The organism is Pseudoalteromonas sp. MMG006, from assembly GCF_018101025.1.
Taxonomy (GTDB): Bacteria; Pseudomonadota; Gammaproteobacteria; order Enterobacterales; family Alteromonadaceae; genus Pseudoalteromonas.
Genome location: NZ_JAGJEJ010000006.1, coordinates 36109 through 51759, shown reverse-complemented (window position 1 = coordinate 51759; position 15651 = coordinate 36109). Strand labels below are relative to the sequence as shown.

Annotated in this window: 7 protein-coding genes; 2 read left to right on the top strand and 5 right to left on the bottom strand. The window is 38.4% G+C overall.

Going from position 1 to position 15651, the window contains the following annotated elements:
• Positions 1-48: 48 nt before the first annotated feature.
• Positions 49-468 carry an MAPEG family protein gene (locus J8L73_RS08120; RefSeq protein WP_210999700.1) on the bottom strand — a complete coding sequence of 140 codons (420 nt, stop codon included), beginning with the start codon at positions 466-468 and terminating at the stop codon, positions 49-51.
• Positions 469-636: 168 nt separating this feature from the next.
• On the opposite strand from J8L73_RS08120, the gene J8L73_RS08115 reads away from it, so the two are divergent.
• Both J8L73_RS08115 and J8L73_RS08110 read left to right on the top strand, forming a co-directional pair.
• Positions 637-3519, top strand: a complete 2883-nt coding sequence (locus tag J8L73_RS08115; RefSeq protein ID WP_211016073.1) for an insulinase family protein — start codon at positions 637-639, stop codon at positions 3517-3519.
• 540 nt (positions 3520-4059) lie between these two features.
• A complete protein-coding gene (locus J8L73_RS08110) occupies positions 4060-6246 on the top strand; it encodes a discoidin domain-containing protein (RefSeq protein WP_211016071.1) in 2187 nt (728 codons plus the stop codon).
• A gap of 1017 nt (positions 6247-7263) precedes the next feature.
• Here the strand turns inward: J8L73_RS08110 and J8L73_RS08105 are convergent.
• From J8L73_RS08105 to J8L73_RS08090, 4 genes are all read right to left on the bottom strand, one after another.
• The gene (locus J8L73_RS08105) at positions 7264-11709 is read right to left on the bottom strand and encodes a di-heme oxidoredictase family protein (protein WP_211016069.1); all 4446 of its coding nucleotides are present in this window, start codon (positions 11707-11709) and stop codon (positions 7264-7266) included.
• Between the two features lie 422 nt (positions 11710-12131).
• Positions 12132-12740, bottom strand: a complete 609-nt coding sequence (locus tag J8L73_RS08100) for a PqiC family protein (protein WP_210999696.1) — start codon at positions 12738-12740, stop codon at positions 12132-12134.
• Positions 12737-14395, bottom strand: coding sequence for an intermembrane transport protein PqiB (gene pqiB / locus J8L73_RS08095; protein ID WP_210999695.1), 1659 nt, complete (start codon positions 14393-14395; stop codon positions 12737-12739). The genes J8L73_RS08100 and pqiB overlap by 4 nt, the downstream gene beginning before the upstream one ends.
• Entirely contained in the window at positions 14392-15621 is a 1230-nt protein-coding gene (locus J8L73_RS08090) for a PqiA/YebS family transporter subunit (RefSeq protein WP_211016067.1), read from the bottom strand. The genes pqiB and J8L73_RS08090 overlap by 4 nt, the downstream gene beginning before the upstream one ends.
• Positions 15622-15651: the final 30 nt, after the last annotated feature.

The following is a 15651-nucleotide window of genomic DNA, read 5'->3' as shown; positions in this document are numbered from 1 at the left end:
GCTCTAATTAAGAGGTTTAAAATTTAGAGCGTGATTTGTTTAATTGACCTAAAAAGCCATGATTCGCCAAATCATGGTAAGCCAAATTATAAATACACAGCCGCAACCGAATAAAAAGACGTTAAAGCGAGCCCTTACGTTATTGCTTCCTAAGTGAATTATAGTATGCACAATGCGAGATACTACAAATAAGCAGGCTAAAGCGGCCACTAAATAACTAGCACTATTTAGCTGTAAAGCCAGTAAGCATCCGGCATAAAATAATACAGGAATTTCAAATTGGTTAGAAAAATTTCTATCCGCTACGCGCACCGTGTCGCCGGCTTTATCTAATTGCATTGTTTTAAAATCAGTTAAATTTAGCTGCTTATTTTTAGCCGCTGTAATACGCCTTTTCCCCATAACAATCATCACAACTAACGACAATGTTACTTGAGCGAACATAGCTAAGATAATAATTCTTTCCATAATGTACCTTTGTTATTGTTTTATAAACCTTAAGTATGAAGTGCTTTTTCACAATGTGTTACATATTTTAGCGTTAAATTGTGGCAAAGCCTTAATTGTTAATGTTAATTTAGGACTATTACGATGTTTGAGCGCATACCTAGCGCAATACTTTATTGGAAAAATAAAATGAAAAAAATTATTGGCTTTAGCGCCATAGCACTTGCTGTATTAAGTGGTTGTTCAAATACTTCGTCGGTTTCAACGCCTCCTAAAGCGAGTTTATTAGCTGATTCATTAGTTGTTAGCCCAAATGATAACCGAGAATATAAAACGTTAAAACTAGCAAACGAAATAGAAGTTATTTTGGTTTCAGATCCGAGCGCCGAAAAATCAGCGGCTTCATTAAGTGTTGGCGTTGGTTTGCTACATGATCCTATATCACAACAAGGTATGGCGCATTATTTAGAGCATATGTTGTTTTTAGGCACTGAGCGTTACCCAGACACAAAAGGGTATTCTGATTTCATGACCAAAAATGGTGGAGTTAATAACGCCTACACTTGGCTCGATATTACCAACTACATGTTTAAGATTAATAACGATGCCTTTGATGAAGGCCTAGATCGTTTTGCTGATTTTTTTAAAGCACCAAAACTATACCCTGAGTACGCAGAAAAAGAAAAAAATGCAGTAAATGCAGAGTGGTCGATGCGCAGAGAAATGGACTTTTTTGGTCAGTTTAAACTTGCGCGTAAAATGATGGGCGATCATCCCGCTAACCGTTTTTTAATCGGTAACCTTGAAACGCTAGGCGATAAAGAAGATAGCTCATTGCATAAGGAAACCGTCGATTTTTATAATAAATATTATTCTTCAAATATTATGAAAGTTGCACTTATTTCTAACTTGCCAATTGCTGAGATGGAGCAAAAAGCGCAAAAATATTTTGCTGATATACAAAATAAGCACATAGAAAAGCCTGCTGTAACCGCAAAAGTAGATTTTGATAAAGCGGGCGGTAAACGTGTATTTTACTCTCCGAATGAAGATGTAAAACAGCTGCAGTTAGATTTCACGATTGCCAATAACGCTAATGAATTTGCCGTTAAGCCAAATCGTTTTGTTGCCTATTTATTAAGTAACGAAATGCCGGGCAGCCCAGCGCAAATTTTACGTGATAAAGGGTGGGTATCGCAGTTATCAGCATCACCATCACCAACTCAATACGGTAATTACGGCACACTTAATGTAAATATTGAATTGACCGATGAGGGTATGAAAAATCGCGAAACAATCGTTGCGACGATTATGCAATACATCGATTTAATTAAAAAAGAGGGTGTAGATAGTAAGTACTTTAATGAAATTAAAACATCGCTTAGCAACCAGTTTAAATTTTTAGAAAAAGGCGATGAGTTTAACTATGTAAGCTCGCTTACCGGTAGTATGCAGGTTTATCCGCTTAATCATGCGATTAATGCTCCTTACTACTATGCAAAATTTGATGCTGATGCAGTCAATAACGTACTTGACCAACTAAACGCTAAAACGCTACGTGTTTGGTACATCTCTAAACAAGAAAAAACGGATTCACAACTGCATTTTTATGATGGTAAGTATCGCATAGACGATATCAGCGATGATGAAATTGCCAGCTGGAAAAAACCAAGTGAATTTAAATTAGCGCTTCCAAGTGTAAATAACTTACTGCCGGAGAGCTTTGCAATTAAAACTAAAGCGTTTAAAGAGCAAAAACACCCAGTACTAGCCTATGATAAAAACGGTGTAAAGGTATGGCGCCAAGCAAGTCAAAAGTTTGCAGAGCAACCTAAAGGACTTGTTGAGGTATATATAAACACGCAACCTGGTTTAAACGATATTAATGCCGAAGTGCTTTATTCGGTATGGGCTGATTTATATAATATTCAACAAAGCCAGCTAAGCACAGAGGCTGCAATAGCGGGTATGAGTGTGAGTCTTGCGCCAAGTAATGGTCTTGTATTATCAATGAGCGGCTTTACCGATAAACAAGATGTACTACTTAAACAAGCGCTTAATGGTTTGAAAGCGGATGTTACTGCACAAGCATTTAATCAAGCAATTGATCGTTATAAACGTGATTTATTAAACCAGCAAAAGCAGTTCCCTTATGCACAAGCCTTTGGTGAATATTCAAAACTCGTTCGCACAGGTAGCTTTGATACTGATGCACTTATAAAAGCAGCTGATTCTTTATCTGTGGCTGATTTAAACCAATTAAAAACAGCAACGTTTGCTAAAAACGATTTACGTGTATTTAGTTATGGTAATTATAACCAACAAGATATTGACGCAATAGCTGGCGAATTAAGCGCGACACTTGCAAGTAATCACACGCACAGCGAATTTGCCCGCAGCAAAGCATGGTTGCCTCAACCTGGTGAAACGTTGGTACTGCAAAAAGACATTGATGTGGCAGATGTAGCTGTTGTTGATATGACTGTACACCCAGTTGCAGGTTACAAGCAAAAGGCACAAGCTGCCGTATTACAAGGTCATTTTAGAACCGTTGCGTTTGATAAAATGCGTACCGAAGAGCAGCTAGCCTACGCAGTAGGTGCATTGGCTCGCCCAATAGAAGAATACTCAGCTATTGGTTTGTTTATTCAGACACCGGTTAAAGGCCCTAAAGAGATACAAGCACGCTTTGATCAATTTAAAAAAGAGTATGCGGTAGAGCTTGATAATATGAGTAATGACACTTTTGAGCAGCTTAAAAAGGCCACATTAGTGTCACTTAAAGAGCAGCCTAAAAATTTAAGCGACGAAATGAGCCCGCTTATTAATGACTGGTACCGCGAAAACTTTAAATTTAATTCAAAGCAAAAACTGATTGATGAAGTAGAAAAAGTAACCCTTGCAGATATAAGACAGTACTACAAGCAAACTATGTTAAACCCACAAGCAGCGCGTTTAAATGTGCAGCTGCGTGGTACTAAGTTTATTGAAAGTGAGTTTGCAGATTTACCTAATCAATCCAAAATTACAACATTCGATACTTACTACAAAGGCATCAAGCTTCAAAAATAATCGGCCACCTCAAAATCAGATAAGGCTAGTAGAAACACTAGCTTTATCTGCGACTCCCTTTCACAAATTCTAATGTTTAATTAAATCTTCTTCTGTTAGCTAAAAATAGCAATTTTAGTTATGTAAAAAGTTAATATTTATTGTTGCTAAAAATAGTAAATGAAAGATTGATAGCAGAAATAAAAGCAAAAGTTATAAATTAAAAAGTTTATTGCATATTTTTTATAAATATAAATGATAACTAATTATGCTATCTTTTCTTTCCCTTTTTTAGAATGTTTTACCCTCTGCGCAACCAGTAAATACTGGCTTTTATAAAGAAAGTAGATTTTTTCTTAATTAATAAATTAACAAGTGTTAACATGCGGGGTCTCATTGTTTAGTTTTTTAAATTAAAATTATCGCTTGCATTTCGTACCTCGAGAGGGTAAATTCTCGTCCCTGTCAACCTATGCACCCATATTTTTTGCTTTTGTTAGGCTTAAAGTATTGGTTTTTAATTGATAGTAACTATTTTAAATAAATTAATGAGAAATGATAATGTTTGGAAAATTCAAAATGTTACCGCTTGCTGCGATAATGTTAACAGGTTCGGTTTATGCAGATGCAGTAGTAATTAAAAACCCAGGCTTTGAAAGTGGCCTAACTTATTGGACGATAATTGATGACGCTCGTGCATCAATTATAAGTAAATCTGGTACGCAATCTCTACAACTAATGGGTTCACCAGCGCGTGTACACCAGTGGGTTGACGTTGAAAAAAATACAGATTACATCCTTACCGGCTATGTAAATGGTTCAGGTAAGTTTGGTGTTAATAATGGCTATGATGTAGTAAAAAAAGTAGTGTTTGATGTGAGCAAATGGAGTAAAGCTGTTGTTCCGTTTAATTCTAAATCTCGCTCAAGAATTCAGGTTTACACTAAATTTAATGACGAATTCCAGCATGGCTATTTTGATGATATACAATTAGTTAGAGCGGACTCTATACCAACAGACCCAACAGATCCAACAGAGCCAACAGAACCGACTCCTGTACCAGAACAGTGTGGCGTGACTAAGTTAGAAGTTATCGAAGCTAGCGATGATGGTTCGTATAACAACAACTACTCACCAGAAAAAGCGATCGATGGATTCTTAACTAATTCATCTCGTTGGTCTTCTAAAGGTGACGGAAAATGGATCCAATTTGACCTTGGCGGTGAAACGACGATTGATAGTATAAAAACAGCATGGTTATCAGGCGATAAGCGTACTGCTTACTTTGATATTGAAACATCACTAGACGGTGAAAACTGGGTTCCTGTAGTTACAGATGCTGAATCTCAAGGTGATGACTCGCTTAATAAAGATGATTTAGGCGATGTTTATGCACGTTTCATCCGTATTGTTGGTTACGGAAACAGCTCATCTGAAGATTCTGAGTGGAATAGTTTACTAGATGTAGAAGTGTATGGTTGTGGTGAACTTAAAGAAAGCCCAATAGAAACTCCAACTGAACCAACTGAACCAACTGAACCGACAGAACCACCTGCTTCGTGTCCAATTACTCGCTTAAGCGCTTCAGCGAGTGATGATGGTTCATCAAGCGGCAATTACGGACCAAGCCTTGCGGTAGATGGTTCTTTGAAAGATGCTTCTCGTTGGTCTTCTAAAGGTGATGGCAAATGGCTACAGTTAGACTTAGGTGGCGAGACAACTGTTGATTCAATTCAAACAGCTTGGTATTCAGCAGATAAGCGTACTGCTTATTTTGATATTGCTGCGTCATTAGATGGTGTTAACTGGGATTCAATTCTTACGGGAGCAGAATCACAAGGTGACGAGGATCTAAATGCGAATAATTTAGGCGATGTGTATGCGCGTTTTATCCGAGTAATTGGCCAAGGTAATAGCTCTTCTGAAGATTATGAGTGGAACAGCTTACTAGAAGCACAGCTTTACGGTTGTGGTGAGTTAGTGGATAGTCCAATTGAAGTGCCAACTGACCCTACGGATCCGACAGAGCCTACAGATCCAACTGATCCAGGTGAATCAATTCCAGACTTGAAGATTCCTGAAAATATCACCAATGGTTCAATTTTTGAACTGGAAGGTAGTGATCCAAGAATTAACGAATCTACTTTAGTGTTCCTTGCACTTGAAGAACAAGTGACTACGCCTAACGGTAACGGCTGGCGTCATGAGTACAAAATTAAAGAAAGTAAACGTATCGCGATGACTGATACGTACGAAGAGTTCCAAGCAACTATCAAAGTTGATCTTTCAACTGGCGGTAAAACTATCGTTGCACAGCATCACGCAGGTGATACTGGTACAATAATGAAACTTTATGTGTCTGATACTGATGAATCAGGTTTCTATGATAGTAAAGCTGCAAATGGTATTTTTGATGTGTACGTTCGTATTCTTAACAAGAGCGGTAAAGAAGAGAAAAAAGCCCTAGGTACTATTAAGACCGGCGACTCATTTACTTTTCACGTGTTAAATGATTACGGTGTAGTTAAAGTATCTGCTTTCGGTAAGGACTTAGAAACTGAAGTTGAAGATGATTCAGAGTCATACTTTAAATTTGGTAACTACTTACAATCACAATACCCTGAAGGTAATGATAACTGTGGTGAACATGGTGATTCTTCTAGCTTCAAGAAGTGTTTTGAGAAAATTGGTATTACAACGTCTAAAATTACAATGACAGACGTAACATATGTTCGTAAAACAAAATAGCCTTTGCGAATAACATATTTAAACCCGTATAGCGCTTGCTATACGGGTTTTTTATTTTTAATATTACTTATGTTTTATAAACTATTAAAAGTCCAGTCAACTAATTTTAGCCACAGTCTTTGTATCTAACCTCAGATTCATTTGGTTATAAACCAGCATTATAATGGTGTGATTTAGGGTTGTTGCAATAGTCGTTGATATACTCGCTTACATTGTATGTATCATCTTTAAAGTTATCATATCCAACCTTTTACCAGCTTCGTTTTATAGCTTCTAACTTCAATTGATCCCGGTGATTGGACTTCCCAGCTTTCACTAGACAGTTTTTAATATCTATAGCAGCTGCGATGCACATTGAATACGCTGCACGACATGCTAATTGGGTAATGCTCTCGTTGGTTTAACTGGACTTCCAAACTTCTCAATTATCAAGAATTGTTAAGGGGATCGGACATTAAAAGGGTGGTAGCCTTTTTAATATACCTTCTTTAATTCAATGCGTTGGATTGTTTTTTAAGTACATGAATTTTAAACTGTTCAGGCGATATTGGCGATATTGGCGATATTGGCGATATTGGCGACGTTGTGGTTGTCTGGCCATTTAGTTCTTATTTTAATTGAATAACTTATTTATTTACTGTTGTTTTATTGACTACCACCGCCTTGGCAGGATCTTTTTTATGTGTAACCTTGGATGACTACAATGTGAGTAGTTTCTAATTTGATTACCGAGGAGTAGGTGTCGCGTTTTGACTTCGTTATTTTTACCCAAATTAACTAAGCTAGTACAGTGTGACTTTGCTCATAAAACACCTCTTATTGTAATTTACAATGTACCTCACTGTGTTTAGCAAGCTATGGGAAGTCCAACTGTATAAAAGCATGGTGCAATAGGGTAGTGTGGGATTTTGTGTAGTAAAAATTATTACACGTAGTTGTTTGTTATAGCAGCTAGTTAAATCGTAAAATATTCACATTAGTCATTTACACTAATGTGAATATTGCACTTATTATGGTCTATAAAGAATTTAAAAATGTTAGTAGGGCTGAACGCTCTGTGTTGCTAAGAGATTCATAGGCAATACGAGATTGCTCTGCTTCCCCACTATGCCACATGATTGCTTCATTAATAGTACGTGCGCGGCCATCATGAAGATAGTTTGCATCAGGTGCACACACATCATCTCCTTGGTAACCTGTTGGATTAGTTACTCCACCCGTGACACATGCTGATAAACCAAGGCCCCAAAGCGGCGCTGTGCGCCATTCTGCTCCAGTTGCATTTCCGCCACCTAAGTTGTCAGCAAGGCCTTCCCCCATATCATGAAGCAATAAGTCAGTGAATGGACGAACAGTTTGGTTTCGAAGCTCTGCGTGCACAGCAAACTCGCTAGTTTTCATTGTGCTTCTATGACAGCTCTCACAACCCGTTTCGTTGAAGACTGTTTCACCTAAAATTACGTCTGGATCGTCAAGGTCGCGCTGTGCACGAACACCTAGTAAAGAAACATATTTAACTAAATCATTTAGGTGTTCATCAGACAGTTCTGAGCCAGTATTATTACCGCATGTGGTTTGTTGCGGTCCACAATCTGGTGTTGGTATTACTGATGTCATTACACCCATATCTGTATTTAATGCGCCAGCAACTTGATGCATAATACTTGTTGCATTACCTTTATAACCAAATCGTCCTAGGCGAGTTTCGCCGGTAATAGGGTCAGTAGATAAACGTGCTTTACCAGAAATGCCATCTCCATTGAGGTCTGCTTCATCTTCACGTTCTAATATTGTCTCCTCACTTATTGCTTCTAGTAAGCCAAGACCAACGAGTTGTGGTGCTAAGCGAGCAGAAAAACGGGCTGGGCGACCTTTTGAAAACTCATAGTTTGGTGAACGTAATCCGTTATTTTCAGTCCATGAGGCAATTTTTACTGTGCCTTCACCTAAATCTGTATTAATACCTATATTATTTGGTTGTAGGATGTAGCCGCGTAGCGGGTCTGGGTTCCCATTTTCATCTGCAATCGCAAAGACCCATTTATCAAGTGGCAAACCAACATCTGCTACAGATGCGCGTCCGTTTCTTTCATGGCAGCCTGCGCAAGTTGCGTTGACATAGTTAGGGCCTGCTTTACCAACAAGTTCTGAAAATATACCATTTTCAACACTTTCATCATGTCCACCAGTGTTAAAGTTCGTATGATGGACACGACGCCCTTTTACAAATGTTTGCCCATTGATATTAGACAAATTAGTCGCCATCTGCATGAAGTGGTTGTCAGACTCTGCAGTGTAATTGTAAGGTAAAGTAGTGCCGCCACCAAGACGACCATTTTCTGCTATTGGGTAAGAATCTTCACGTTCGGATTCTTTATCTTCAAAGTCACCGACTGTTTTCCATGGCACCAGGCCTTCACCTACAATATATAAGTAGGTTGTACCGTAATAGTTTTCACGCCCTTCAGGCACATCGTCTAAAAATTGGCTTACTTCAAATTCCATACGTTGGCCTACGGCTAAAGGAATATTATCAGATGCTGACCAATTTAAAGGGCGGTATCGATCAATCACTAACTGATAGCGATATTGGTCGCCATCGTCACTAATTTTGTTAAAGTTATTATCGTAGCTACCATTGTCTAGCTCAACAACGTTACCACCTAAATTACCATGATACTCAGCAACTGTGTTTAAACCACGATACCAAGCTCTAAGTTCTTTTGGACCTAATTTCCATTCGGTTATAAATGTTATTTCTAACGTTGTTCCGCCTTTAGCTACATAGTCAACAAACTCAAACTGTGCCGTACGGTGTATCCAATAGTGAGATAGGTAATGATCATAGGCTTGAAATTGATCTTCTTTTGCATGACGGTCACGACCGCGATCAGCGAAGCGAGTAACTAATGCGTCACCTCTGTCAAATGTGATGGCTTGCTCAAGTTGTGTATTGGCGTCAAATAAAGGAACAATACTTGTTAAATCAATATCAGATGGGTTGTCAGCATTGTTATTGTCGCCATTATCGCCATTATCGCCATTATCGCCATTATCGCCATTATCGCCATTATCGCTATTATCGCTATTGTCGAACACTGTGCTGCTAAAAACTAGGTTAAACCAAGGTGACGTTTTTACTCTGTTATCACTGTCTAAATAGGTGAAAGAGTAAACGATTTGATCGCCATCACTCAGTCCTGTAAGGGTTTTTGTATTGTTGTCTCCGTTGTTAGTCATTCTGAAATTACGCTGCGTACCTTCATTAACAATATAATGTACATCAGCCCAATCAGGTAAATTAACAACAAAATCTAGTGAACTTTGTGAAGTGATTTCAATATCTAAAGTATTAGTTTGTGTAATTTTGCAACCAGCTTCATCGACAACCGTCTCTGGTAGAGTATTAGTGCATTGATCTTGAGCATCAAGTACTCCATCATTATCACTATCAATAACCGTATTAATTACTTCTGGTTCTATAAGTGTCAACTCTAGCCAATTAAAATTAAAACTTCCGCTTTGAGCAGTAATAGTTAATGTATGTTGCGATGCTTCTAGTTCTACTGTGCTTAAAAGCAATGTTTCATATTCATGCCAACCTTCTGTCGCAGCCGTATTGTTTGTAATCACTTCATCATCAATAGATAACGTAAAACTACCCGTTACTGCAGAGGCAATTCGTGCGCTAATGTTGTATGTACCTGCACCTAAATCTAATGTGTAACTCAGAGATTCACCAGGCTCAATCCAGCCAACATTGTAACCGCCGCCTTGATCTGTTGTTTTTTGAACATCAACGGCATCATTACGGTATTCGCCACCAATATTTATCGGTGTTTTATCATAGTAGCTAGTGTAATCCTCAGCTTCTATGCGCACACTCTGTGCAGTTAGTATTTGGCAGCCGTTATTATCAACACTGTTGCCAACTTGAGTATCTGGACAGATATCATCAATATCTAATACACCGTCGTTATCTGTATCATCTGGCGTTGAGGTGGTTGCGCCACCTAACCATACAATGTCGTCAATTGCCATTTCAAATGGGGCTGTTGGTAAATCATTATCAAGGCTTGCGATATAAAAAAGGCCCTTTAATGATTGCAGTGCTATTAATTCACCACGTAACTCGTTAACAGGAATAGTTACAGTAGACCATTGACCATCACGAACTAATCCGTAATATTCTTCATCAGCTGGAAATTCAATCCAATTTATGTTCGTATATGTATCTTCAATGCCTATTTTAAACGACACGTCTGCTGGTATTTTAATTTTAAAACTTAATACACCATCTTCTGAAAAATTGCTTAGGTCTCTAATTTCGCGAGCTTGAATACCTGCACCAAACCATTCATTTTTAGACGTGTAATCCCACGAAATAACATTACTGCCTTCAAATGGTAGTTCATTGCCTTCGGTGAACGATTGTGTATTCCAGATAAAAATATCAGCACTTGTCCCTATTTCAAGCTGGTTGTTAGTGGCTGTTGTGTCTGTATATATGCCTAAGCTGCCATTTTCAGGCACTGTTTGGTCACCAATAAAAACCTCACCTTGGCCATCTAATTCATATACTCGTACGTAATCTACATACATTTTAGCCGGTTTTACGGCTGAAACTTGGCTGTTCGTAATTGCATCGGTGAAGTTGCCGCCGACAGCTAAATTTAGTAGTAAGTAAAACGGAGCTTGGAATTCGCTTGATTCCTCTGTGATAGTAAAAGGCGTATCAAATAAGTCAATTTCAACACCTTCGTCTTCAACTGTGAAACGAATGTGTGAATCAGTCCAATAGGTTCGGTATGTTACAAAGCGGTTTGTTAATGGCGTATTTGATACGTGAGCATTATCGTTTTGCCACGCGATACTTGCGGCACATGTTGGGTTTCCATCGCTACATGCATCTTCAGTGTAAAATATTAAGTTAGATCCAACATAATGATTGATATCGGCTCCAGGGAAGCCTGCATCAGCACGAGCTTGTTCTTTGTGGCCCATTTCCATCATGTCAATTTCGCCTTTAGCAGGCCAAGATTGATTTGTAGTACCAAGTAACCACGCTGCAGGCCATAATCCGACACCCACATCGGGTACCATCATACGTACTTCTATCATGCCATATTTAACAGCTATTTTATTTTTTGTTTGCACTTTGCCAGAGGTAAAAGCATACCCGTTGCTTGTCTCGTCTTTAGCCTCTAAAACAAGTGCTCTATTGCCAATTTCATTTGGAATATCATCTATGTATGCATTTTCATTCGCATACCATTGGAGCTCTTGATTCCCCCAACCGCATAACCCTTGGTCACACCCATCGCCAGTATCTACTGTCCATGTTTGATCATTTAATGTGTTAAAATTTTCTTCCCAAATAATGGGTCCGACTGCAGCATTAGCGTGCATTGTGGTTGACAGCAGGGATAACGTTAGCCCTGTGAGTAATATACGTTTCTTCATCTATTATTTCCTAATAACTATCACTAATTAAAACTATATAAAAGATAAAATCCATCAAATTGAAAAAGACGTATGTGGGTTACTTAAATATTTACCGACATATCGTTGCGGATATATCACTTTCTATTTAAAGCAAGACACTTTGTTTTTGAACAATTAGTGATTGTTTAGGAAATTATTTCTAATGATTTAGTATTTTAATTAGTGAGGTTATACATTCTTAATGCTTATTTTGGTTGTAAGTGGAGATAATATAAAATAGGTACAGTTTTGTCATTATAAATTTAACGAAATTGTAACAAGAATCAACGTTTAGTGTTTTAATATGGCTTATGCAAAAAGTTAGTAGGTTTGTTGAGGCTATGTTTTATCAGGCCAGAAATAAATTTCGTACCTGATAAAACACATAAGTAGAGGGGGGATTAAAGTCGCGATTGTTCTATTTTAATTGCGACGTTTGAATTTATCTCTTGCCATATTCTTTCAAGTGTCGATACAAGGCCATCATAACCGTCATCTTCTAAAGGAACTACATTTGAAAAGTTATGAATACTAATTAAACGTCGTCCGGTTTCTGGGTGAGTGTAATATAAGCGCCACAGGCCCGAGATATCCGCATTGCCCTCTAAATCACCATTAAAATGATGAACTTCGTATTCAAGTTCATAAAATGTTTGCTGATCAAGTTCAGTAATTACGGGCAACCCTTTTATTACCATCCAATTTGGCATGGCATTAAACAAGGTTTGTTGTGCGCTTGCCGTTAGCATAGAGTCTGGAGATTCACCCCATAAGTTGTAATTAGCAGCATGAATTTGGTTACTGTCAATTTTCATCGCAATACCCAAATTGTTGAGCGCACCTCTAAGTACAACGGTTTGCACTCTAAGCTGTGCATCAGTAGACGCTACATTTCGAGATGATGCGCCAATAGGCTGTTCAAATTGATAGTACTGCGTTGCAGTTTGTATTGATGCGCTACACCCGGCCAAGAGTAATAAAAAACTAGCAGTTAAAAGTATAGATTTCATTGTTGCTTCCTTGGTTTTGGATCAGCGGGTAGCGACTTGTCAAAAATAAGCATGTTAGGTTGCTCGTTTAAACCACGGGTGAGTGGCTGCAGACCTTCACTTAAACGTTTAAACTCTTTGAGTGTTTGTTGAATTTGATGATGAAGTTCTGAGCCTGCTTGGTAACTGGCCATCGTTTTATCAAATTGACGCATGGTCACTTCAAACTGCTCCATGCTCTTTGTCATTTTTTCAAAGTTACGGTTAAAATCGCCTGGTAAGTTTTGTGTGTCTTTTTGGCTCAACAGTTCGCGCATTTCATTGGCAAGCGATTGGTAGTCACTAAATGTTGCTTGCATTTGCGCTAAGCTATCTTCAATTTTTAAGCTATTTACCTTATTCAATACATCAGACACTTGGTCTGCAAGTACAGTAATACCGCTAGATATACTCGGAAATACATCATATTGTGCAAGCTTATCTAGGTTAGCTTTAGGTGCATCGGGGTAAATATCAAAATCAACATACACAGCACCGGTCAATAAATTACCTGGTTTTAAAGAGGCACGCATACCACTTTCTATCCATCCGCTTAGGCTGCTTTGCCAAAACTCTTTAGCTGCAGCGCTATCGTAATATAAACGACCGTATTCAATTTTAATAAGTACTGGAACCGCTGTGTTGTGGTTTTTAAAATGAGCAGGCTTACCATTTACTATTACATTAGCAGGTGCTTCGACTACGGTACCAATGCGTGTCCCTCTGTACTCTACAGGTGCACCTGTTCGAAGGCCTCGAATTGATTGTTCAAAATCAATAATGTAGTAGTCAAAATCGTAAAAGCGTTCTTCAAGCGCCTCTTTATAACTTTGGCTAAGTGAATAGCTATGCCCGTCTTGGGCTATTTCACCTGGGGTTTGTTGCTCAGGCAAACCGACAGAGATACCCCCTTTTAATAACTTACTTAATGAACCTGTGTTTATGTTAATACCATCAGCAGAAAGATCGATTTCTATGCCGGCGTTAACCCAAAAAATAGAGTTCATAGTTATCAAGTTTTGATAGGGTTCTTTAATAAAAATACCGTACTTCATTGCTTGGTTTTTCCAATCAAATGTGGCAGTTTCTACTTGTCCTATTTTATAGTTTTTGAAAAATATACCAGTGCCTACTTCAAGTACTTCAGCGTTGTAACTCATTAACTTAAACCGCCCACCTTTAACATCTTTACCAATTAAAGCGGGTTCATCTTGCAGTTCAAATCGTTCCTTTAATTCTTCACTTTCACCAGGCGAAAACTCTAAATACACACCCGAAAGTAGTGTACTCATACCGCTTATTCCTGTTTCATCAATGCGGGGTTTTACTACCCATATTTTAGCATCTTCAGTGAGTAATGAATCATAGTTTTTATCTATTTGGGCGCGGGCAATAACGCTGTCTTGTGTATCAGAAAGTCGAATGTGATCTATTTGACCTATTTTTACACTGCGTACTTTTATTTCAGTTTTACCTGCAATAATACCTTCTGCTTGAGGCATCTTTATATAAATAGTAGAGCCTTTATTTGCCTGATATTGATAAAGCATCCACATACCAACAAGCAGCGCAATAACCGGAATAATCCAGATGGCGGAAATCTTCGGTTCTTTTGTAACGTTTGCCGTCTCTGTCATACTTTTTTCTCTGAAGTTTTATTTTTAGGTGAATCCCACAATAAACGAGGGTCAAATGCGTGAGCTGCCATCATTTGGCATATTACCATAACGGTAAAAAATACGATGCCAAGCCCAGGAGTGACCGACATTAAGTTACCTAATTGCACTAATGCAACCAGTATAGCAACAACAAATACATCTATCATTGACCATTTACCAATAAATTCAGTTAGTTGGTAAATTTTCGTATAGCGTTTTGTATGGCAATTTGCGGGCCTTGCAACCATAAAGCATAAAAAGCTAAGCACAAATGCTTTTGCAAGTGGGACAACTACACTGGCTAAAAAGATAATAGCAGCAATAGGGTATGAACCACTTCCCCAAAGCGTAATAACACCACCAATTAAGGTTGAAGGTGATTCATCACCCAGGCTGGTAGTATGCATAATAGGTAATACGTTGGCTGGAATATAACAAACTACTGATGTTATTAGCCAAGCCGTGGCTTTTTGTACACTATAGGGGTTTCTTACGTGTGTTTTTGTATGGCAGCGCTGGCATATATCGCCAGTACATAGTTGATGGCACACATGACACGCCTTTATATTTTCGTCTATTGCACGTTTAGCATGCTCAGCGCCTTTGAGCTCTTTCGCCGGTTTTATTTGAGCCCAAAGTCTGGGTCTATTTAAATGAGCGAGCGCTGCAATATATAAAATTACAAACCCTACATATGCCCAAAAGCTTGTTCCAAAACTAATATCTGCCAGCGACATAATTTTAACCATACTGACAAGTACGCCAATTAAAAATATTTCACTCATAATCCAAGGCTCAAGTGAAAGAGTGACTTTTAGTAACCGCCTAGCAATGCCTTCAGGGAGCGTTTTTAAAACGCCTAAATGCAGAGGGATCAAGACAACAAGTAAACTCATTGGTAGCGCAATAATGCTTAAATCAATAAATAAACCCAGCAGCTCACTGTCGTAATTAAATAAAATGCGTGCAGCGTCAGGTAAAGTGATCGTTTGGGTAATGCCGCTACTGCTAAATGAAATAAAAGGATAAAACATGCTGCTAAGCAGCATAAGCAAAGCGCTAAAGCTCAGTGCAACGATACGATTGTCGTGATTAACGTCAGCTTCGCAAAGTTTGTGTTGGCAATGAGGGCAAATAGCCATTTGTTTTGCGACTATGCGAGGTATATCGATGATTAGGTCGCAACAGGGGCATACAGTTTGCAATTTAATACCAAGCTAAAAAAACATTTCTTC